This is a genomic window from Streptomyces sp. PTL18, from assembly GCF_059510295.1.
The window spans coordinates 22,368-44,330 of the sequence record NZ_JCAJZO010000035.1 but is presented as its reverse complement, the minus strand read 5'-3'; the positions used below and the strand labels follow the sequence as shown (position 1 = coordinate 44,330).

15 protein-coding genes are annotated in these 21,963 nt (G+C 70.0%); 11 read left to right on the top strand and 4 right to left on the bottom strand.

The features are described 5' to 3' along the window. Nucleotides 1-313: 313 nt before the first annotated feature. From AC5WS8_RS35410 to AC5WS8_RS35395, 4 genes are all read right to left on the bottom strand, one after another. Nucleotides 314-1,729, bottom strand: coding sequence for a M16 family metallopeptidase (locus AC5WS8_RS35410; protein ID WP_496107620.1), 1,416 nt, complete (start codon nt 1,727-1,729; stop codon nt 314-316). Between the two features lie 80 nt (nt 1,730-1,809). Continuing rightward, nucleotides 1,810-3,192, bottom strand: a complete 1,383-nt coding sequence (locus AC5WS8_RS35405) for a M16 family metallopeptidase (protein ID WP_496107619.1) — start codon at nt 3,190-3,192, stop codon at nt 1,810-1,812. Further along, nucleotides 3,189-3,947, bottom strand: coding sequence for an ABC transporter permease (locus tag AC5WS8_RS35400; protein WP_496107618.1), 759 nt, complete (start codon nt 3,945-3,947; stop codon nt 3,189-3,191). Before AC5WS8_RS35400 ends, AC5WS8_RS35405 begins: the two co-directional genes overlap by 4 nt. A 66-nt stretch (nt 3,948-4,013) precedes the next feature. Then, nucleotides 4,014-5,018 (bottom strand): ATP-binding cassette domain-containing protein, encoded by a 1,005-nt coding sequence (locus tag AC5WS8_RS35395; RefSeq protein ID WP_496107617.1) that lies wholly within the window; start codon nt 5,016-5,018, stop codon nt 4,014-4,016. Nucleotides 5,019-5,435: 417 nt separating this feature from the next. Here AC5WS8_RS35395 and AC5WS8_RS35390 point away from each other — a divergent pair, with 417 nt between their 5' ends. From AC5WS8_RS35390 to lanL, 11 genes are all read left to right on the top strand, one after another. After that, the gene (locus AC5WS8_RS35390) at nt 5,436-5,630 is read left to right on the top strand and encodes a hypothetical protein (RefSeq protein WP_496107616.1); all 195 of its coding nucleotides are present in this window, start codon (nt 5,436-5,438) and stop codon (nt 5,628-5,630) included. A gap of 153 nt (nt 5,631-5,783) precedes the next feature. Continuing rightward, on the top strand, nt 5,784-6,869 hold the full coding sequence (locus AC5WS8_RS35385) for a hypothetical protein (protein WP_496107615.1): 1,086 nt from the start codon (nt 5,784-5,786) through the stop codon (nt 6,867-6,869). Nucleotides 6,870-6,932: 63 nt separating this feature from the next. Then, nucleotides 6,933-7,994 (top strand): LLM class flavin-dependent oxidoreductase, encoded by a 1,062-nt coding sequence (locus AC5WS8_RS35380; protein ID WP_496107614.1) that lies wholly within the window; start codon nt 6,933-6,935, stop codon nt 7,992-7,994. Between the two features lie 14 nt (nt 7,995-8,008). Further along, a complete protein-coding gene (locus tag AC5WS8_RS35375) occupies nt 8,009-10,561 on the top strand; it encodes a lantibiotic dehydratase (protein ID WP_496107613.1) in 2,553 nt (850 codons plus the stop codon). Then, a complete protein-coding gene (locus tag AC5WS8_RS35370; RefSeq protein ID WP_496107612.1) occupies nt 10,558-12,375 on the top strand; it encodes a hypothetical protein in 1,818 nt (605 codons plus the stop codon). The genes AC5WS8_RS35375 and AC5WS8_RS35370 overlap by 4 nt, the downstream gene beginning before the upstream one ends. Nucleotides 12,376-12,476: 101 nt before the next feature. Next, the gene (locus tag AC5WS8_RS35365; protein WP_496107611.1) at nt 12,477-14,420 is read left to right on the top strand and encodes a TOMM precursor leader peptide-binding protein; all 1,944 of its coding nucleotides are present in this window, start codon (nt 12,477-12,479) and stop codon (nt 14,418-14,420) included. A 65-nt stretch (nt 14,421-14,485) separates the two neighbouring features. Further along, nucleotides 14,486-16,018 (top strand): hypothetical protein, encoded by a 1,533-nt coding sequence (locus AC5WS8_RS35360; protein ID WP_496107610.1) that lies wholly within the window; start codon nt 14,486-14,488, stop codon nt 16,016-16,018. Between the two features lie 2 nt (nt 16,019-16,020). Then, nucleotides 16,021-17,058, top strand: a complete 1,038-nt coding sequence (locus AC5WS8_RS35355; protein WP_496107609.1) for a thiopeptide-type bacteriocin biosynthesis protein — start codon at nt 16,021-16,023, stop codon at nt 17,056-17,058. Between the two features lie 222 nt (nt 17,059-17,280). Then, nucleotides 17,281-17,550, top strand: a complete 270-nt coding sequence (locus AC5WS8_RS35350) for a hypothetical protein (RefSeq protein WP_496107608.1) — start codon at nt 17,281-17,283, stop codon at nt 17,548-17,550. Nucleotides 17,551-18,041: 491 nt separating this feature from the next. Next, nucleotides 18,042-18,878, top strand: coding sequence for a helix-turn-helix transcriptional regulator (locus AC5WS8_RS35345; RefSeq protein ID WP_496107607.1), 837 nt, complete (start codon nt 18,042-18,044; stop codon nt 18,876-18,878). Between the two features lie 371 nt (nt 18,879-19,249). Next, on the top strand, nt 19,250-21,901 hold the full coding sequence (gene lanL, locus AC5WS8_RS35340) for a class IV lanthionine synthetase LanL (RefSeq protein WP_496107606.1): 2,652 nt from the start codon (nt 19,250-19,252) through the stop codon (nt 21,899-21,901). Nucleotides 21,902-21,963: the final 62 nt, after the last annotated feature.

Sequence of the window (21,963 nt, the reverse complement as noted above, 5' to 3'; positions counted from 1 at the left end):
TGTTCGTGCCGTCCCCTCGGCCGACCTCGCGGTGCGGTCGCCTCACGCGCACCGCGCTCGGAGCCTGCCACGCCACATCCCCGTGCGGCGTCGGTGAAAACACGTACACGTGCCCGGACCCGGGGTCCCCGGGTCCGCATGCGCCGCCGCGTGCAGCAGACCGGCGCGACTTGCGACGGGTGATGGACCGGGATGCTGGAGAACGCCGACGGACCGCCCTACCGAGCGTCTGCGCGTCTGCGGTTGTGGCAGGTGCGGACAGAGCGGAAGACACCGGTGAGGCCGGCCCGTCTTCTGCTGCCCTGGCGACGGGCTAGGAGGGATGGTGTCCCGCGTGATGGTGCGGGCGATCACCGTGCGAGTGGGCGCGTGCAGGTGCCTGGGGCGAGCCTCCGGTCACGGCCTCCGCTCCCTGTGCAGGAGGCCGGCCACCGTGCAAAGACGGGGCGGCAGCGGGGAGTCCGGCCGATTCCAACTCCTTGATCGCCGCGTCGGTCCGGCCTGACGCGGTCAGCACGACGCCACTGAGATCCCGTACAGCCACTCTGGCGGCTGCCGCACGGACGTCTTCGTCGGCGGCCCTGCTGATCCGCTCCCACCGATCCGCCAACCAGTGCGCGAGTGCAGTCGCCGGAGGCAGCCGGTGCAGCAGGTTGGCGATACCGTTCTGTGACGCGGGCAGAAGTACCAGCGATCCGAGCCCGTAGTTCCGGGCTGCGGCGATCTCGTCGTGGGCCGGCGGGTGATCCGTGGCGAACCCGTCCAGTTCCTCCCGAACGGCTGTCAGAGCGGCACCGGCCTGCTCCGGGCTTGTGTCAAGCTCGAGGCAGAGCAGGCTGCGCTGCGGGTAGTCGATGAGCCTGGTGCCCACCCCGTAGGTCAGGCCGTCCTTCTCCCGAAGCCGTCCGGCGAGTCGCGAGCCGACGAAGCCGCCCAGGATCAGATTGGCCAGGAACGCGGCCGGGTACCGGTCGTCTTCGGCGTTCGGCGCCGAGGCGAGCAGCCGGATGTAGGCCTGCCGCGTGCCCGGACGACTTCTCACCACCACGCCGGGAGCGGGGGAGGGTAGTTCCGCCATGGCGACCGCGGCGTGCGGTCCGGTCCAGGCTTCCAACGCGCTCTCGGCGGCGGAGACGGCGAACTCCGGATCGAGATCACCCACCAGGAGGAGACGCGAACCCCTCGGCACCAGGGCGCGCCTGTGCAGTTCCACCACCTGCTCGGGTCCGACGGCAGCGACGTCCTCCGGGGCGGGCACCTCGCGAGCCAGCGGATGGTCCGGGAAGCAGTGTTCGAGCAGGGCCGCGCGGACGGCGGTTCCCGGGTACGAGCGATAGGCCCTGAGCCGATGGCCCAGCTGGTCGCGGCCGGCGAGTACATCGCGCGGCGCGCGCTGCGGCTCGGCAAGGGCCTCACCCAGGATGCCGAGTGCCGCAACGAGCCCGTCGGCTGCGAACACGCCCTGCACGGAGAGCCGTTCGGGGGTGACGCTCACCCGCAGGGTGCCGCCTGCCAGACCGAGGGCCGACTCGACTTCGGCGCGGTCGCGTCGACTCGTACTCTGCAGCAGTACGGCTCCCAGCAGTTCGGCGGTCGGGGCGTGGCCGCTGTCGCTTCCGCCGAACGGCACCGCCAGCCTCAGCTCGACCACCGGTACGGAAGCACGCCGAAGGGCGGCGATACGCAGACCGTTGCGGGACGTGTGCTCGACGATCGATTCCGGCGCCAACGGACGTGGTCTCGGTATGGCTGTGGGCGCGGGACGAACGACTGGTCCGCTGCTTGCCGGGATGTTCGTGTGCGGGTGTGTCATCGACTGGCTCCGACGGAGTGCTGGTCGTTCTGGGGCAGGACGGTGACATACCGCTGAGGCTGGGCGGCCAGTGCGGCGGCGGCCTCCGCCACCTCCGTGGAGGTGACGCGGCGGATCTGCGCCGGCAGCTCCAGGGCGCTTTCTGCGCCGCCCTGCAGCAACTCGAAAGCGCCCAGTCGCTGAGCGCGCACGCCCAGCGGGTCGAGCGCACGTGCCCAGGACGTCGCCCATCTGGCGGCGTGCCGGGCCAGCAGATCCGGAGCCGGGCCGTGATCAGCCATACCGCTGAGTTCTTCGTACACCGTGCCGAGGACGGAGCGCGGACCGCTCCCCGCTTGCAAGAACATGGTGAGTGCGAGCACGTCGGGGTCACGGCTTTCGAACGGGCTGCCGCCCAGTCCCGCGGTCATGGAGAGCTGGGAGACGGATGCGTCACGTTGGATCAGCCGTTCCTGCAGAACGGATCCCGGTCCGTTCGCCAGCACCTCGGACAGCAGCACAGCCGCCCGGTACTCGGTCGCCCGGCGGGCCGAATCGGGCAGTCTCCAGCCGGCTGCCATCGCGGGCATGGCGGCGCCGGGATGGCGGTGTTCGCGGTGACGGTCTTCCCGATCCCCGTGGGCGGGCTGGGTGGTGTCCGTCCCTGGTCTTGGCCGGCGTGGCGCGGTGGCCCCGCCGGGGATGTCACCGAAGTGGCGTTCGGTCAGTTGCTCCACCAGGTCGGGTTCGGCGTCTCCGCACACCACCAGCAGCGCGTTGGCCGGGGCGTAGTACTCCTCGAAGAACGCCCGGCATTCGTCGACGGTCACCGTCCTGAGCCGCTCTGCGGCCCCCCAGCCGTTGTGGGCGTTGGCGAAGTCGTCGAACATCACTGCCGGAAGGTGGGGACTGGGGAGCCCACCGTACGGATTGTCCAGGACCTTGCGGCGGATCTCCTGTTCGACCACGGCGACCTGGTTGGCCAGGGACTCCTCGGTCAGGCGCGGCGCCCGCATCCGGTCCGCTTCAAGGAACAGGGCGAGTTCCAGCGCACCTGAGGGCACCACTTCGAAGAAGCTGGTGTGGTCGCGGTGCGTGAGGCCGTTGAAGCCTCCACCGCAGCCGTTGATGGAGCGGGCGTGTTCGAGCTTCTCCAGGTTCTGGCTGCCTTGGAACATCAGGTGCTCGAAAAGATGGGCGAAGCCTTCGCGGCCCTCCGGCTCGGAACGGTGGCCGACGTCGTACAGGACGGCCACCGCGACGGCGGGGGCGCTGTGGTCGGGGGCGACCAGCAAACGCAGTCCGTTGCCGAGCCGGCTGCGGTGGAGTTCGCGGCCCGCGCCGGGGGACGGAGCCGGGACTCGAGCGGCGGCGGTCCCGGACATCGTGGTGTCCTTCATGCCTCGGCCCTCACTGCCCGCAGCCCGAACGTGGACCCGAGCACGACGATCACGACGGCGAGCGCCGCGCCGAGGACCGTGCTGCCACTGGTCAGGTTTCCGGCGAACAGCGCCCGCTCGGCTGTCACGATGTGCGAGAGCGGGTTCGCCCTGGCAAGGTCGGCCAGCCAGGCCGGGGCGAGCGACATCGGCAGGAGTACGCCGGAGAGCAGCATCAACGGCAGGGTGACAGTGCTGAGAAGGGAGGTGAGCGCCTCCTCGTTGCGGATGCGCAGGGCGATCCCGTAGGAGAGCGCGGACATGCCGCACCCCAGGAGAACGACCACCAGCAGCGCCAGTACCACTCCGGTGACCGAGGCCCTCAGCCCGAGGGCGTAGGAGCCGAAGGCCAGGACGGCCGTCTGCACGAAGAGCACCAGGACGTCGCGGAAGAGCCGGCCCAGCAGCAGGGCGAGATCGCCCGCGGGAGTCAGCTTGAACCGTTCGATGACTCCGGACCGCGCTTCGGCGACTATGCCGAACCCGGAGTAGAGACTCCCGAAGAGACCCTGCTGGATCAGCAGGCCGGGGACGAACACCTGCCAGGAGTTCTCGCTTCCGAATCCGGGAAGACCGGCCAACCGCTGGAGCAACGGCCCGAAGAGCAAGAGGTAGAGCAGAGGCTGAACCAGGCCCAGCAGGACCCAAACGGGCTTGCTGAGCGTATAGCGCACGCTGCGTTCGAAAAAGACAAAACTGTCGAGCAGAGTCCTCATCGGGCTGGGCTCCTCGATCGGAGGGCGGACGTACCTCGGTCGCAGACGGAAAGCGTTGTCTGCGGTCTACGGCGTGTCGGCGGGCGTGGGTTCCGGGGCGGGGCCGGAGGTGTGCGGGCCTTCTCCCGTCCCCGCGGCGCTCAGCGAACGACCGGTGAGGCTCAGGAACACGTCGTCCAGGCTCGGGCGGGTGACGGCCACCGAATCCAGTTCCACCGCCGCCGAGTCCAGGGCACGCAGGAGTTCCGGGAGGTGGGACTGGGCGTCGCGGAGATGGAAGTGCACCACACCGGGCCGGGTGTCGGGATCCGTGCCCGGGAACAGACGCGAGACGATACCCGCGGCGTCGCCCGGCCGACTGGTGGCCAGGACCACCTGGTCGCCGCCGAGCGCGCTCTTCAGGGCCGCCGGTGTGTCGGCGGCGATGACCCTGCCCCCGTCTACGACCAGGATCCGGTCGCACAGCAGGTCGGCCTCGTCGAGATAGTGCGTGGTGAGCAGCAGGGTCATGCCGTGCTGTGCGCGCAAACCGCGGACGCGTTGCCACAGATTCGACCGTGCCTGGGGGTCGAGCCCCGCCGTCGGCTCATCGAGGAACAGCACGCGTGGTTGGTGGACCAGGCCGATCGCGATGTCCAGCCGACGACGCTCACCGCCCGAAAGGCTGCTGACCTGGCGCCCCAGAAGATCCGTCAGGGCGAACTCCTCGGCCAGCTGCCGTGCCCGGGTGGCGGCCTCGGCTCTTGACATCCCGTACAGCCTGGCCTGGGTGCGCAGTTCGTCGCCGGCCTGGTAGTCCATGCCCGCACCGCCCGCCTGACTGACCATGCCGATATGGGCACGGACGTGGTCGCGGTCCGCGACCACGTCGTAGCCGGCCACCTCGGCAGTGCCGCTGGAGGGACTGAGCAGTGTGGTCAGCATGCGGACCGTGGTCGTCTTCCCCGCGCCGTTCGGTCCGAGGAGGCCGACGATCTCGCCGGCATCGACTTCGAAGTCCACTCCACGGACCGCGTCCACCACTCCGGACCGGGTCTTGAAACTGCGGGCGAGCCCGCGCGCGCTGATCATCTTCGGCTCCTCGGCGGCATGTCGCGTCCGGGGGTTCTTCCCGTCCGCTACGGGCCCCGGTGCGCCACAGCGGCGCATTGTGTCCCCTTCGCTGGGGCCGGCGGGGGCCAGCTTCATCGGCCGCGGAGGTCGCCGTCCAGCCCTGACGGCGCTGCCGGGCAGGCGTTGCAGCAAGTTGCCAACTGGATCGGTGAGAAGGGCGTTCGACTCACCGTGCCTGCAGTTTGCTGCCACTTGGATCTCTTGCTGCCCGCCGGTTACAAGCCGCAGGATGACGAACGCTCCAGGGAAGCGGGTCGTCGCTCGGTCGGCGGTACGCCCCGTCGTAGAGCCGGTCCACTCCCGAGCATGCGGCTCGGAGTCATCGACGATCCCGCATTCCCGCCAAACAACAATCCGAGAAAGTGATGGTGCGCCATGAGTGTGGACTTCGCCACCTTCGACGTGACCGCGCTGGCCGTGCTCGACTCCACCGACGCGCTGGGCATGCCCGAGATGGGCTCCTCCGTACACGTCGAATTCGTGCAGGACATGGACGACCTCATCGGTGAGGGGACCGACATGGCCTCGTCCTGCTGCTCGTCCACCTGCTCCTCCTCGTCCTGCTGCTGATACAGCGGATCTGGGGCCGATAGCCGTCGGCTCCCGACGTTCATGGCCTTGACGCCGACGTCACTTCTTCGTCCGGTTCCACCGGACCGGCCCTTGCGCTGGCTCCTCTCCAGTTCACTGACAGGGGAGCTGCGTCTCATACCTGGAGGCATGATGAGTCAGTTCGAACCGGGTTGGGCTGCTCACGTCTACGACTATTCGACGGATCCGCGCCTGTTGCTCGGGTTGCTCGCGCAGCCGATACGCGAGCTGAAGTCCGAGTGGATCCCTCTCGTCCACGTCCGGCGCGGGTGGCTGCACGGTACGCACCTGGTCGTCACCGTGCGGTCACTCGCCCGGAAACCCGTGCACCTGGAGGACTTCGCGGTGGTCGCGGGGCACACAGCCTCGCGGCTGGCCGCCGAACCGCCGAGTGAACACGACTATCTGGCCCGCGCCGAGCAGTTGGCCACCTGGGAGGCTCTTTCTGCGCCACTGCTGCCTCTGCACCCGCAGGGGCACGTCATCGTGGGCCCGGCCGAGACGCCCGAGCGATGGAGCGAAGAACTGCTGGACGCCCGTGACCAGCTGGCCGGGCGCCTGCTGGAACCGACACTGGGCAGCGCCATGCTCCCCGAGGCCGCTCTTCTGCCCCACGCCGCGCGCATCCTGGCCCTCTGTGCGCTCGCGCACCCCTTCGGCGTCGGCCTCGGCACGCTCCCCCTGCGCTCGCACACCGAGGGGATCTGGTCGGCCACCGGTGGAACCGCCGACCTGCGCACCGCGTTCTCCGACCGATTCGAACAGGACCGCGCCGTGTTCACCTCGGCACTGTCCGGGCCGGACGGGTCCGAGACGGCCCAGGGTGAGGGCGCACTGCTGCAGTCCTGGAACGAAGCGTTGCACTCGGCCTGGGGTATGGCCACAGCGTGGGCCGCGTCCGGAAGCGTGGACGAGGAGAAACTCGCGGTGTCGGCGCTACGCAGGCAGCCACTCGACAACGGTGTGCCCAGCCCGTTCCACCGTGCGTTTCGTCTGGCCCGGTTCCACGAGCACAAGCCGGCCTACTGGCATCTTGGCCACCGCATGGTCCTCAACGTGCTCTACAACGCCCTGAGCTGTCTCGGCATCACGCCGATCCAGCGGTACTACCTCTGTTTCGGCATCAGCACCGCGGCCGACGAACTCCTCGGCGAGGACTGGTCGGTGCGACTCGAGCGACTTCGCGACGGCCTTCCCGACGCAACGACGCGGACCTGACCGCGACCGTTGACCCAGCGTTGTCCGACTCCTCCCACCGGCCCGTCCCATGAGGAGGCCTCCGTGCGCTACGGCCTGTCCTTCCTGCCCGACTGTTCCCCCGCGACCCGATCGCCGTCCGACTACTACACCGACGTCCTCGCCCTCGCGGCGATGGCCGACCAAGCCGGCCTGGACTACGTGAAGATGACCGAGCACTACCTCAAGGCCTACGGGGGGTACTGCCCGAGCCCGCTCACCTTCCTGGCCGCGGTCGCGGCGCAGACCCGCCGCATCCGGCTCATGACCGGCTGCGTGCTTCCGGTGTTCCACCACCCCGTCCAACTCGCCTCACATATCGCGATGGTGGACGCCATCAGCAACGGACGGGTCGAGGTCGGATTCGCCCGTGCCTATCTGCCCTACGAGTTCGAGACATTCCAGGTACCGATGAATGGCAGCCGCGCCCGGTTCGAGGCGACCGTGAACGCGGTGCAGCGGTTGCTCACCGAGGAGCATGTGGACGAGACCACCCCGTTCTTCACCTTCCGTGACGCCACGGTGCTGCCCCGGCCCGTGCAGCGGCCCCGGCCGCCCTTCTGGATCGCCGCGGTCCGGACTCCCGCCAGTTTCGTCCGCATCGGTGAACTGGGTCATGGTCTGCTGATCACGCCGTCCGGAACGTCCTTCGACGCCTCACTCGTGGAGAGGTACCGGGAGGCATTCCGACGGCACCACCCGGACCGGCAGCCCCAGGTCGCCGCGAGTGTGCCGGTCCTGATCGCCGACACCTCCCAGGAGGCTCGCCGGATCGCCGACCCGCACCTGAGCCGGTACATCGAGGTCTGGTCGGCCTCGCTGCGCAGCTGGGACGACACGGTGTCGTCCGACTACGCGCACTACACCGGGTTCGGTCACGCCGTCGGCGCCATGACCGCGAAGGACATGCGTGCGTCCGGTACGGCCATGGTGGGTTCACCGGAGCAAGTGACCGAAGCGTTGACCCGATTCCGGGAGCAGGTTCACCCGGACGTACTGCTGCTGCAGACCGACTTCGGCGGGCTTGGCGGCAAGGATGCGCAAAGAAGCCTGGACGCCTTCGTGTCTTCGGTCCGGCCCCGGCTTGAGGCGGTGTCGTCCCGATGACTCCCCACCAGAGCGTGACCGACACTCCCATGCTGCGGATCAACCCGTTGCCCGGCCGGCGCCTGGGCACGCCGGAGTTGACCCAGGCAGTACGCGCCCTCGCCGAGTCGGAGCGGGTGTGCGCCTCGCTCAGCGAGGCCGCCTGCGCCGAGTTGTACGATCTCGCTGCCGAGGCCACCGGCCGCGATCGGCAGCGTGTCCTGGAGCTCAAGCGAGCCATCTTCAACCACCGGCAGCCGGCCGCAGCGATACGTGGCCGTGCATGGCCCGCCGCCACCACCGCCTGGCTGGACGCATGGCAACGCAACGCCCTCGCCCGCGGCGTACTGACGACGGGATACGACACATGCCTGGCCCGGGAGCGGGCCGCCCTGGCCGAGGCCGTGGGATCGCAGCCCTTTCAACTCTCGCTCGCCCTCACCTCGCCCCGGGTCTTCGAAGCCGTACGCCACTACGCGCGCTCCGCCGGAACTCCCTCCAAGCAGGACCGCAAGTCGGAACGGGGCATCCTGCAGCACCTGACCCGGGCCATGGTGCGCACCTCGCCCCTCACTCGGTTCACGGCGGTCGGCTTCGCCTCCTGGGCCGAACAGGGCACCGCGTTCGACCGGATCGTCTTCCAGCGCCATCGAGCACACTCGATTCCGTCGATGGACCGGGTGTTGGTCTCCACCCTGGTTTCGGGGCTGCTGCCAGGCGACCCTGCCCGGGGCGAGGGCGCCGACGATCCCTGGGAAGACGGCTTTGCGCTGCGACAGAACCAGTCGCTTCGCATCGCGCAGTCCGTTGTGCAGTTCCGTCACCACAGTGGCTCGCAGGTGCGGATACTCTCCACCCCGCTTACCGGCCGGCTGCGGACTCTGCTCAACCTGACCGCGCTCGGGGCCGTTCCGGCCCGCAGCCTGAGCCGGACGCTGATGGAGCGGCTCGAGATCTCCGAACACGAAGCCGAAAGAACCGTGCGTGGCGCGTACGAGACCCAAATCCTGGTCCCCGGACCGGTCATTGACGAGCAGGCCGAAGATCCGTTGTCCGTCGCCGAGCAACTACTGCTCGAACGCGCCCCGGTCGCCGCAGCCGAGCTGCGACAGGTATCCGCCGACCTCACCCTATTCCCCACGGCCACGGTTCCGGAGCGCGTCGCGCTCTTGCAGCGGCTGGAATCGGCGCAGCGAAGGATCAACGCGCTCGGCTCCCGACCGGTCGCCGCGCACGTCAACGAAGCCTACGTACTCCAGTCCTTCGAGGTGTCCGCGGCCGGTTACGAGAAGGCCTTCGAGGATCTGGCCAAGGTCACCGAGTTCGCCTCGCTCTTCGACATGCACCACCATTTGCGGGCGCTGGCGTGCACGCTGTTCGTCGACCGCTTCGGATCGGGAGCCTCCGTGCCGTTGGTCGACCACGCCGCCGACCTCGTTGCCGGTGTGGTCGGTCGTGAGGAGAGGCTGACTCTCGACTCGGCAGAGGACTTCGGGCCGTCCGACGGTTCGCTGGCCCACCTGCTGAAGCTGCGCAAGCACGCAGCGGACACGATCGCCGAGCGGATTTCCCGGCACGGCGCAGAGCAGCCGGACGCCGAGGAACTGCTCCTGGAACCGGACTGGCTGGCCGAGCTGACCGCGCCGCTGCCCGAGCGATTCCGGCGGTCGTCCGCCTCGTACGGACTGCTGGTGCAGCCCGTCGGCGGGCGACTGGTGCTCAACGCCTGTTACCCCGGATACGGCATGCTCGGCGCGCGCTTCCTGGCTTCGGACCGGGAACTCGGCGGTGGGGCCGCAGACTCGGTCGCCCGTCGTACGACGGCTCTGTTCTCCTCCGACGGAGCCCAGCCGTGTGAGGACCGCGGGCTGCACCGCGCCAACATCAATCAACGGCTGCCGCTCCTGGACCGGGCCATCACCCCCGAGGAGTGGATCGGATTCCGGCTGGTGCACGACGTCGACAGGGACGAACTGGCGATCTTGGACGCGCAAGGTACCCGGATACGCCCGGTATCGCTTGGCATGAGCTGGTCGGAGCTGCTTCCGGCTCCACTGCGGCTGGCCATGTGGCTTGCCGAGTCCGGCCGGGTGCTGTTCGAGACCTTCCTCCAGGACCACGTGGCGACAGCAGGCGGAGCGGGACCGGACGGACGCACCAGGGCGACACCGCGGTTGACGGCCGGCTCCGTGGTGCTGCAACGCCGTCGCTGGTACCCCGGGGCCGACTTCCCCTCCGCTCCCGGAGGGGACGGTCCGGCCGGCCATCTGGTCGACCTCACGGCATGGAGGGCCGCGCACGGTGTTCCCGAAGAAGTGCTGATCAAGAGTGAATTCCGGCGCGGCTCCGGCAACCGCGACGGATGGGCCCGCGACTACGTGTCGACCCGGCGCCGGGAGAAACCGCAGTACGTCGACCTGGCCAGCGCACTGGCGGTGCGGGTTCTGCCGCGTCTCCTGGGGCGCCGCGCTCCGGGGGGCTATTTCGAAGAGGCTCTCCCGGGCGTTCGCCCAGGGCGCCACGCCTTCGAGTGGCTCATCGAATTCGACCGCCCCGCCGGGGCCAGATTCCAGTTGGGAACACCATGAGAGTGAAACTCCGCCCGGACGCGCACTGCGCACCGGTGCCAGAAGGGGTCTACTGGTCCCGCGCCGGCCAGTCGTTCGTCATGACCGGCCCACCGGCCCTGTACACGCTCGTCGACGATCGTCTGGACGCTCTCCTCGACGGCACCAGCGTGGACGACCTGGTGGCGGCTGCGGGTAATGAGGCGGCTCGACCGGTCTTCGAGCACATCGTGCGCATGCTGGTGGACCGTGACGTCCTGATCGATATCGACGCTGCCGAAGGCCCAGTGCCGGACGCGGAGACCGCGGAGCGGTACGCCGAACTGCTCGCCTATCTGGAAGCGCACTGCGACGAACCGTACCGGGCCTTTGCCGCGGTGCGCTCCGCCTGGGTGGCGGTCGCGGGCGCCGGCGCAGCCGCCGACGCCGCGCTCCGCGGGCTGGCGGCGAACGGCACGGGCCGTGTGACGGACGATTCGCCTACGCCGCCGGGCGGGGAGGCACGGCCCTCGGTGGTGGTGCTGACCGACGACTGCGACAACCCACTGGATCTGGTCGCCGCAGCGGAGTCCGTTCCGTTGGGAGTCCCGGTACTCCCGGTCGTGGCCGAGGCGACGTTCGCACTGGTCGGACCGGTCTGTGCCGACCTGGACGAGTTGCGGTCGTTCCAGGCGGTCCGCTCCCGCGCCGCCGACTGGCAGCGAGCCGGGGCGGCGACCGAGGCTCCCCGGCCCCTCAGCGCCGTTCTGGCGGGGGCCCTCGCCGCGCAGGCGGTGCTGGCTCGGCTGGCCGGAACCGAGAACGACCCGCGCACCGCTCTGCTGGTGCATGGCCGCACGGTGCAGACCCGTCCGATACGTCTGCCGGAGCCCACCCGGGGAAGGGTGTGGCGATCGGTCGACGTCGTCGAGGTGTCGGCCGCGGCGACCGAGCCGGTCGCCGCGGCCGACACGGCCGTCACCGTCGACGACGACAGCCCCGTCGATCCGCAGGAGATTCCCCGCCTCGCCAGAGACCTCACGACACGGTGGACAGGTCTGGCGCACTGGAATGCCGACCTCGATCTGCCGCAACTGCCGGCGAGTCTGGTCACGGTCGAGTTGGTGGCCGGCCCCGGGTCCGCTGCCGCCCGGACGGCTGACTCGGTGGCAGGCGTCCTCACCGAGGCCCCGCGCCCGAACTTCCTGGGCTGGGGCTCCGATCGCGCCGCCGCCGGCGTCTCAGCGGTTCTCGCCGTACTGCGTCACCACACCGCCCAGAACCCGAGCCCGGCCGACGAAGACGGTTGCCCGGCCGCGGGGCTCACCCCGGTTCACTGGCTGGCAGACGGCCTGCTGCGGCAGGTCGGGCGCCGCGTTCTCGGCGAGTCGTCAGCCACCCCCATGGTCTGGGAAGAACTCGCAAACGGCTCGGCTCGCACGTTCTGGAGCCTTCTGAGGGACTACTTCGGCCTTCACGCCGGACTCCGCCTGCACACGCTGCCCGGGCTGGACTGGCGCCTGGCCAGCGTGGTCGAGGAGAGCACAGGCGAGGTACTGGCCAGCCAGTGGGGACCGACCCCGGCCGCCGCCGCACAGGCGGCTCTGTTCGCCGCCACGGCCCGCGCCCAGTTCCAGGCGGCTCGGAAGACCGCGCCGCAGGCCCCCGTGCTACCGCCGGAGGCCGTCGGAACATGGGCGCTGGAGGCCACCCCGGTGCGTCATGTTCAAAACTGTCTGCGTCAACTCCTCGACGTGGCCGCGTCGACGGGAAGGAAACCAAGCGCTCATCAGCTGACCCATGACGAAGCCATCGGGGAACTGCCGCTCTCCTGTGGTTGGGTGAGGCTGGGATGAGCGGCTTCGGCTCTCGGCCCGAACCGGTGGCCACGCGCGCGCATGCGCCGGCCGGCGCGGGGAGCGGGCATTCCGGCCTCTCATCGGGGCCGGGCCGCGACGTGCGCCGTTCCCAGGTGCTGCCCGGCCCCAAGGCTCCCGCGAACCTCCTGGAGCTGGACTGGCCACGGCTGCGGGACGAACAACTTGTCGCCGTGTCCGGAGCGTACGACGCGCGCTGGGAGCGGCACGCCCTGGAGAGCGCCCGTGAGCGTGGCACGGCCTTGTTGTCGGTCCGGGCCACACCCACGGAAGTCGTGGTCGGGCCGCTGTGGACCCCCGACGGCACGTCGGGCTGCGCGGGCTGCGCACAGATCCGGGACACCGACCGCTCCTCGTCAGGGCATGCCCCGACCCCCTCCCGTCCCGTTCCCGGCCAAGCAGACGAACCCGACCTGCCCGCGCCCACGGGGCCGCGCACGGGACCCGCGGTCCTCTCACCCGCCCTCCGGCAGTTCCTGGCCGAACTGCTCCACCAGGACCAGCCCCTTCTCGCGGCCGGTGAACTGCTGACGCTCACACCGACGGGCGACCTTCGTCGGCACAGGGTGCTGCCGAGCTTCCGGTGCGAGATATGCGGTGGCGGTCCACGCCTGCGGGTCGGCACACCGATCGAACCGCCCCCGCCCCGTCCGCTCGTCCCGCGTCCGACCACGGCGCCGGTGCCGGACCGGGGGCAGCCGCCCTTCGGAATGGACCCGGACCGCATGCGTGATGCACTGGTCGACGCCCGGTTCGGCCCGGTGGTCTCCATGCATCGGTTCGGCCGTGCCGGTATGGCCATGGCCCAGACCGACCTGCTGGGAGCTCAGTTCGCCGGCCACGGACGCGGAGCGACGTTCCGGCACGCTGAGGCGGTGGGCTGTCTGGAGGCCTTCGAGCGCAGCGGCGGCTACCCGTACTTCGCCCCGATCGTCTTCGACGCCACCGTGCGTCAACTGGAGGACCGGGCAATCGACGTGTCCAGGCTGGGGCACTACACGGCCCGGCAGATGGCCTCTCCCCTCAGCCTCCTGCGTCCCTTCGACGACGACACCCCGATGGACTGGGTGTGGGGCCACCAGCTCCACAGCGGGCAACCGCTGCTGGTCCCGGCCGAGCTGGGCTTCTACCAATACCGCTACCCGGTGATCTCGGACGCGCCCGAGCACGCCAGGAGGATCCACTTCTTCGCCGAGTCCTCCAGTGGGAGTGCTCTTGGCGGGAGCTATGAAGAGGCCACGTTGCACTCGCTGTTCGAGCTGGCCGAGCGTGACGCCTTTCTGCTCGCGTGGCACCGACGCCGGCCGCTGCCACGGATCCGCCTCGACGACATAGCCGATCAGGAGTGCCGACTGCTGATCCACCAGATCCAGGACCACGGGTACGAACTCCACCTGCTGGTCGCCACCGCGGACCTGACCGTCCCGGTGGTCTGGGCGATGGCCGTGGCACGCGACGGCCGGATCCCCGCCTGCCTCAACTCCGCCGGCTCCGGCGCCGATCCCGTACACGCCGCGAAGGCCGCCCTCTGGGAGCTGTCCCAACTAGTGGGTTTCGGGCTGAACTGGGACGCCGAGGAGCTCCGGCCCGTGGTCGCCGACCCCTGGCTGGTCGACGAACTCCTCGACCACCACCGACGTTATGCGTATCCCGAGCTTCTTCCACGGGCGACCGCGGTGCTCGGTGGCCCCGAGGTGAAGATCGCCGAGGGATTCCCCGGGTGGCCCGAGGACTTCACCGCCGCGGCCCAGGGGGATGTCACCGAGGCGCTGCGCTTCGTCGCGGGACTCTTCCGAAAGGCCGGCTTGGACCAGATCGTAGTGGTGGAGCAGTCCACGCCCGAGCACACCGCCGCCGGGCTCTCCGCGGTCAAGGCGGTGGTACCCGGAATCCTGCCCATAACTTTCGGGCAGGCACAGCAACGTCTTGCCGGCCTCCCCCGGCTGGCCGCGGCCATCACCGAGGTGCGCGGCACACCACCGCGGGACGAGGAGTTCCCGTTCGACCCGCACCCGTTTCCGTGAGCACATCTCGAAGGCCGGGCTCCGGCTGCCCCGACCACCGGCACGTGAAAGGAACGACACCACTGATGACGACGGCCGACGTCCGGTTGTTCGCGTATCGGCAGGGCCCCTGGCGAGGCAGGCTCGACGAATTCAGCCGGGTGGACGACTCGATCCCGACCACAGCCAACGTGCCGCCTGCCGCAGCTCGTGGCCCTCATGGACTGCCGCTGCCGTCCGGCACCTTCAGGCTACTGGCCGGGACGCCGTACCCGCGGACGCCGGCTTTCCCGGACGCTTCGGACGAAGACCGCCTGGGGCACCTGCTCGTCGCAGCCCTGGGCCTCCAGCGACGCGAGCCCTCCAACCGCTTCAACGACCACCGGACCGTTGCATCGGTGCGCTGCAAGTTTCCGGTGCACGCGTTCGTGCTGGCGTCCGACGGCTCACTCGCCTACCTGGATCTCTACCGCCACGCCCTGGTCGCCATCCCCGGCACGGTCACGGCCGACAGCGAGGCCGCCGCGCTGCTGCCCGCCGCCGGCGATGCGACCGTGATGCTGGCGGCACGGTACACCGACCTGCCCGCCCAGTACGGCTTGGTGCGGTGCCCGCTGAGTCTCCTGGAGTTGGGGATCGCCCTGCGAAGCTTGCATGTCGCTGCGGACCTGCTAGACGTGCGGGTACGGCTGCGGCTCGACGGTGCGGACGCCACCGCCGCCGGTGACCTACTCGCCGGCAGCGGCCCCGGAGTCTGGTCACCGCCCCTCGTGGTGACGGTCGAGGGTGCGGGCGCGATATGCCTGAGCGGCAACCTGGCCGGCACGGGGGAAGGCGATGTACTGCAATACGGCGAAGCGGACACGCGGCTGTACGAGGATTCACGGCATGAGTCCGTGCACGAGGCCACGCGTACAGCGGCACCGCTCATGAGTCTGTCCTGCGCCCCCTCCGCATCGGTGCGGGGGATACCGGACCTGCCGGTCCGTGCCTCGGGAACAGCACAGCTGAGCTGGAGCGAGGCACTGTGGAACCGAACCGCGGGACGGGTCCCGGCCGAGCTCGCGGGATTCTCCGCCAGACCGGCCACCCTGGGCCGGGACTGCCTGGACGACATGCTGGCCTGGTTCGGTCAGCCCGCTCCCGCAGAGCTGCTCGCCGAGGTGGGCCGCAGGGTCCGGGTCACCGTGGCGGTTCAGCGTCTGGCGGGGCTTGCCACCGGCCGCTACACCCTGGTGAAGGGGCGCCTGGAGCTGGACCGGGCCGAACCGGAGCTGATGCAGAGGCTCCAGGACGGATTCGGCTATCCACTGACGCCCTTCTGGGACTGTGGGCTGCGGCATGCCAATGCGACGTGGGTGTTCTCGGCCGACATCGATGCGATTCTGGACGAGTTCGGACCGAGCGGCTGGTCACTCCTCCAGCTGTGGTGCGGCTGGGTCTCGCACGGCCTCACCAGCGCAGCCGCCGCGCACGGCCTGTTCGCCCGCCCCGCCCGCTCCTTCGAGGAGTACCGGCTCCAGCATGTCCTGGGCCTGCCACGGGAACTGGTCCCGGTGTTCACCGTGACATGCGGGCGTTCACGGTTCGTGGAACCGATGCTGGATCTGAGGACATGAGTATGAACGGCACGGAGGGTCCCCGTACGAAGAGTTGGCGCAGCTGGCACCTGCACGTCGACACGTTCGCCCCTGCGGCTCTGGACGAGGTCGTCACCGAAGTCGTCGGACCGCTGGCAGACGAGATCGGGCTGCTGCGGCCGGGCGGTCCGCCCTGGTTCTTCATCCGTTACTGGCAGTACGGGCCGCATGTACGCCTGCGCATCGGCGAGCTGACGGAAGCGGAGGCCGACCGGACGGAAGCGCTGCTGACCGATCGTCTGGATCGGCTCGACCGGGCGATCCCGCAGTCCCAACGGCTCAACCAGAAGGCCTACGAGCGTGCCGTGGATCCTGTCGCGAGAGCGGGGGAAGGCGGGATTTCACTGGCCGCGGGGGAACTCGTGCCGCCGGGTGTCCGGCGGGCGACGTATGAGCCGGAATACGAACGCTACGGGGGGCGCCACCTCATCGCGGAGTCCGAGCGCTTGTTCCACCACTCCAGTCGGGTCGCGCTCAGCGTCTGCCGGGCCAGATCCGGCACACGGCACGGACTGGCATCAGGCCTGGAAGCCACCGCGGCCGCTTGCTCGGTCCTGGCGGCCGGGTCACCATCGGTGGACCGACTGCGCTTCCTCACCGCGCAACGGGACTTGTGGCTGAAGTGGACGCAACCCGAGGGCACCTCGGCCGACGAGACCGAACGGAACATCCGTGCGCTGACCGAACGGGCCGCGCAACAGCGTGCTGCCCTCGGAGCGCTGGGCTCGTCCCTTTCGGAATCCCTGCTGGCGGGTGACCCGCGGTGGGCCCCCTGGACGGAGCCTCTGCGCTCGGCCCTTCGCACATGGACGACGGAACTGGGTCCCGAGCGGGCTCTCGGCGTCTTCGGATCCCACGTTCACATGACCGCCAATCGGCTGGGTGTCGGCGCCGGACGTGAGGCCCATATCGCGGCGCTTCTGCTGGCCCTGCTCGACAGCGCCGCGGCACCGCGGGAACCGGCGGACCGCCGTGTCGCGCCTCGTGGTGTGGGCGACCTTGCTCGAGACGTTCCATAAGTCACGCGCCGGCCACGCCACGGGGACGCGGGCTCGGCTGACCTGCCGTCAGCTCCACGGGCAGCCTCAGGACCCCGTCGCTGCGGCGGTGGCCGGCGCCTCCCGGGCCTTGATCGGCTACGCCGCCTGGTGGGAAGACCGTCCCGCGGACACGACGGTTCGACCCGTCCGGGGCAGGCCCGCCTACGCAGTCGCTGGGACGCAAAACACGCGCAGCCCAAAATGCTTGTGGTCGGCTTGCGCCAGTGCGCCTCGCGCAGCCGGCTGCGCGAGTTCGAGGAGGTCGGCCCACCGGACGCTCCGTCCCGCGACCAGGAGATCATCATGCGGCCGTGGGGCGGCCCCACCGGCGTCCGTGCCGTCACCTGCACGGACCTGGAGCTGTGCGGGCTGATGAAGCCCCTCGACATTGAGGTCTTCTGCGGCGAACGAGCCGCGGTGTCAGGGTCCAACGGCTCCGGCGCATCCCACTGCGCTCCGCTGGAGACGTAACCCCTCTTGAGTGAGGTGCTGCGCATCGAACTTCGCTCCTGCCTTCTGCCCACTGACGCGTTCGGCACCGGTCGTCATCGAAGGCTGATACCGGGTTGGATCGTCGGCCGGTCGGCCACCGAGTCCACGGCGGCACGTTGCGCGCGCACCTTCTTCCACCACGAGGCGGACACATCACACAACGGCGGCACCACTGCTGTGAGCACCGCGTGGATCGGCCCTGTCCGGGACACCTCTCGGTATGTCAATACGTGGATTCTCGGATGTCTACGCCAACGGCCCACTCGACACTCAGTGGTGCTGCATAAGGGCCGCCCCTGATCGACCTTGCGCAACGTACATCCGGTCGACGCCGACATGTGCCTTGAGCATGTGGCCGGAGGACCCCTCCGGCAGGTGGCTGGTGCCGCGGACCGAAAGGGGTCGCGTCCCACAGGGTTTCTCGACGGCCGGTTTCAGGACATGCACAGCACTCGCACGTCGGGAGAGATGTGACGAATTTGATTGAGCATTTCGAGAGTCCGGTCACTGAAACGAACGATTCGATGGTCGATGCGACGCGCCGCCTGGCAGTCATCTCCGCGCAGGTGGAGCGATGGCAAGCTGACCTGGTAGGGGTTCAGGAGCAGCTCACGGCTGCCGCGGAGAGGAAGCCGCGCTGCCCCGAGCCGGGGCTCGCCGTGCTGACGCGCGAGCAGGCGGTGTGTGTCCTTGTCGACTCACTGACCCGGGGAGCCCGAAAGATCTCGCACATCCGTCCTGCGGGCACCGCCCTCCTGGAACGTCAAGAGGTCCGGGAGGTGATGCAGGCCAATCCATCGGTCTGGACGCATGAGTTGGTCAGCCGCTCAGCAGTGGCACCGCGCTCCGGACGCACCCGCCTCTCGGTGAAGACCATGTGGGGCGATTCGAACGAGATGATAATCATCGATGGAAATGTGGCTTTGATTCCCCACCTTGGCGTGGATCGGCTGGCGGACGTCACTTTGGTCCAGCATCCCGTTGTCGTAGGGCAGCTGATGCAACTCTTCGAGGCGGCATGGGCCCATGCGGGGGGCGGGCGAGAGCTGGCGCCGACCCTGGGTACGGCGGAGACCGAGATCAAACAACAAATCATCCTGCTGCTGGCCGAGGGAGCCAAGGACGAGGCTGTGGCACGACGACTCGGTATCTCGCTTCGTACGTGTCGACGCCACATTGCTGAAATCCTCATCCAACTGGACTCCTCCAGTCGGTTCCAGGCGGGAGTCAGAGCTGTGCTGGCAGGCGCTGTACCTGCACATGAGGCTTCACCCCTGGGTCGGGCACCTGGGCACTGCCAAGTGTGATCAGTCGTTCACCTGAAGTGCCGGCAGCAGAATGCCGACCGACGCGCGGATCACCGCCCGGCTGCGCCGGGGCCGCCGGGGCACCGGGGACGCGACGCGGTTCCACGGTCGTCCAGGCCGCACACGACCCGCGAGACCGGTGGCCCGGCCCGTGCCCGCACGTCCGGCAGCGGTGGGTGGAGCATCGCACCGGAGTCCGTCGTCGCGCCCCGTTCGTGCTCCCTACGTAAGCAGATACGTGATTCCTTGGATGGCATGGGCGTCGTGGCGCTGGGAGAGTGCGCTCAGGTCGTCCGCGGCCCTGCTCTCGGCCCGTCGTTCGACGCACGCGACCTGTGCACGCGTCAATTGTTGAGAAGGGACTCCGCCTGATGGCACTTCCTCTGCAGGTGCTTGTACGGTCGGTGCTCTCCGAGCAGGGCGCGGCCGACTGGTCCCTGGTCGAGGACGACTTCTGGTGCCATGCCCACCCGGCGGAGGCGTCTCCCCGGGTCCAGGGCTGGAAGCTGCACCTGTCGGCCACCCCGCTGTCGGCGCCCGAGGTGCTGTACCGGTCGGCGTGCGTACTCGTCGGCCGGCGGACGCCGTTCAAGTTCGCGGCCCGGACGACGCACGTGGAAACCCTCACCTCCATCCGCGCGGACCGCGTGCAGTGCGGGAAGTTCATCACCGTCTATCCGCGGGACGACGCCGAGTTGCGAGAGCTGGCCGAAGCGCTGGACACGGCGACCGCGGGCCTGCCGGGCCCTGCGGTCCCGTCGGACCGCCCTTACCACACGGACAGCCTGGTGCACTACCGCTACGGCGTCTTCCACGGGATCAGGCACTGGACCAACGAGGGGATGACGGAACGGCGGCTGCGCGCCCCGGACGGCAGCACGGTGCGCGATGTCCGCAAGCCGTGGTTCTGCCCGCCGTCCTGGGCCGAGCCGCCGTTCCCCGAGCCGGCCGCGGTGCCGGACCGCACGCGGGCGGAGCCGGGGCAGGTGCTGCTCAACGGCCGGTACGCCGTCCGGGGGGCGATCCGGCACTCGGCGCGCGGCGGTGTGTACCGCGCGACGGACCGGACCACGGCGCGGGAGGTCGTGATCAAGCAGGCCAGGCCGCACGTGGGAGCCGGATTCACCGGGAACGACGCGCGGGACGGGATGCGTGCGGAGGCGGCTGCACTGGTCGCCCTGGAGGGACTGGGCGCCGAGTTCGTAGAACTGTTCGAGCACGACGGCGACCTGTTCCTGGTCCAGAGTACGGTGCCCGGGACGACGCTCGCCCGCCGGCTGCAGGAACGCTGGGACGTGCTGGAGGACCGCGACAGCGGCCTGCCCGCCGAGGAACTGGTGCCGGTCGCAACCGCTCTGGCGGACCTGGTCGCCGAGGTGCACCGCAGAGGACTGGTGTACCGCGATCTCAGCCCCACGAACGTCATGGTCGCCCCCGACGGCGCCCTGCATCTGATCGACCCGGAACTCGTCGCCCGGCCCGGACAGCGGGGCCACCGCATGTACACCCGAGGTTACGCGGCGCCGGAATACGTCCTCGGGCCCGCGTACGGCCCGGTGCCCGGCCCGGCGGCCGACCTGTTCTCGCTCGGGGCCGTCCTCTTCCACCTGGCCACCGGCGCCAACACGGCGCTCGTGATGGACCACGGCGATCCCCGGTCGGCCGCCGACCGGCTGGACGCGGTGCTCTCCGCCGTCGCCGGCCGCAACGCCGCCGCGCGCCTGCTGGCCCCGGCGGTACGCGGCCTGTGCGACCCGGAACCGGCGCGTCGCTGGTCACCGCAGCAGCTCAGGACACTGCTGGCCGGCCCGGTCCCGCCGCCGGTCGTCACCGCTCCGTTCCGGCTCGGCCCCACGCTTCGGGACGAGCTCATCGACGACGGACTCGCCCACATCGTCGCCGGCATGGCGGGGGACACCGCCGACCGGCTGTGGCCCAGCGCCCCGTCAGGAGAGGGCACCGATGCATGCGCCGTCCATCATGGCGCGGCGGGGGTGCTCGGCGTACTGGTCCGTGCCGGTGAGGCGCTCGGCGGGGAGGAGTTGCGGACGGCGGTGCACCGTGTGGCCTCATGGACCGACGCCCGCAGCCACGACGCGCCGACGCTGCTCCCCGGGCTGTACTTCGGCCGGGCGGGAACCGCCTGGGCACTGCACGAGGCCGCACGGTACCTGAAGGACGACGAACTCGCGGAGCGTGCGGTGCAGCTCGCCCTGGCGCTGCCGGTGCGCTGGCCCAACCCGGACGTGTTCCACGGGGCCGCCGGCTCGGGGCTGGCCCAACTGCGGTTCTGGCGCACGACCGGGCGGTCCGAGTTCCTCGCCCGGGCGACCGAGTGCGCCGACGGCATCCTGGCGGCGGCGGAGCCGCATGACGAGGGCCTGGTCTGGCGCGTCCCACCCGACTTCGACTCCCTGCTGGCCGGAGGCACCCACCTGGGGTACGCCCACGGTGTCGCCGGCGTCGGCTGTTTCCTGCTGGCTGCCGCGGCAGCGACCGGCCGTGGGGAGTACCTGCGAGCTGCCCGTGCCGCCGGACAGACTCTCAAGGAGGAGGCCGAGTACGGCCCCTGGGGGGCGCGTTGGCGTACGGACCTCTCGGACGGGCCCGGTCGGGGCATGCTCCACCACCTGTGCAACGGGGCGTCCGGGGTGGGTACGTTTCTGCTCGACCTGTGGCGTGCCACAGGTGACCCGCAGGCCCGGGAACTGGCCGAGGCGGCGGCGCAGGCGGTGCACCGGGCCCGGTGGACCGCCGGAACGTCCGTCTGTCACGGACTGGCCGGTGACGGCGACTTCCTGCTCGACCTGGCCGAGGCGGTCGGAGGGCCCTACCGCGAGTGGGCCGAGGACCTGGCCGCCTGCCTCTACACGCGGCGCACCGAACGCGACGGGCGGACCCTCGTCCCCGACGAGTCGGGCACGGCCGTCCACGTCGACTACGGCGTCGGTCTCGCAGGCGTCCTCGGGTTCCTGCTCCGTCTACGGCACGGCGGGCCGCGCCTGCTGACCGTCGACGGCTGAGAGAGCCGCTGCGCCGCCCCCATCCGCGCCCCCGTCCCCGCCTGACGTCGACGCACATCGAA

Excerpts from the sequence above, each read along its gene's own strand:
- AC5WS8_RS35395 (WP_496107617.1), bottom strand. The coding sequence starts at position 5,018 with ATGATCAGCGCGCGCGGGCTCGCCCGCAGTTTCAAGACCCGGTCCGGA.
- AC5WS8_RS35360 (WP_496107610.1), top strand. The coding sequence starts at position 14,486 with ATGACGACGGCCGACGTCCGGTTGTTCGCGTATCGGCAGGGCCCCTGG.
- AC5WS8_RS35385 (WP_496107615.1), top strand. The coding sequence starts at position 5,784 with ATGAGTCAGTTCGAACCGGGTTGGGCTGCTCACGTCTACGACTATTCG.
- AC5WS8_RS35405 (WP_496107619.1), bottom strand. The coding sequence starts at position 3,192 with ATGAAGGACACCACGATGTCCGGGACCGCCGCCGCTCGAGTCCCGGCT.
- AC5WS8_RS35370 (WP_496107612.1), top strand. The coding sequence starts at position 10,558 with ATGAGAGTGAAACTCCGCCCGGACGCGCACTGCGCACCGGTGCCAGAA.
- AC5WS8_RS35400 (WP_496107618.1), bottom strand. The coding sequence starts at position 3,947 with ATGAGGACTCTGCTCGACAGTTTTGTCTTTTTCGAACGCAGCGTGCGC.
- lanL (WP_496107606.1), top strand. The coding sequence starts at position 19,250 with ATGGCACTTCCTCTGCAGGTGCTTGTACGGTCGGTGCTCTCCGAGCAG.
- AC5WS8_RS35390 (WP_496107616.1), top strand. The coding sequence starts at position 5,436 with ATGAGTGTGGACTTCGCCACCTTCGACGTGACCGCGCTGGCCGTGCTC.
- AC5WS8_RS35355 (WP_496107609.1), top strand. The coding sequence starts at position 16,021 with ATGAACGGCACGGAGGGTCCCCGTACGAAGAGTTGGCGCAGCTGGCAC.
- AC5WS8_RS35350 (WP_496107608.1), top strand. The coding sequence starts at position 17,281 with ATGCTTGTGGTCGGCTTGCGCCAGTGCGCCTCGCGCAGCCGGCTGCGC.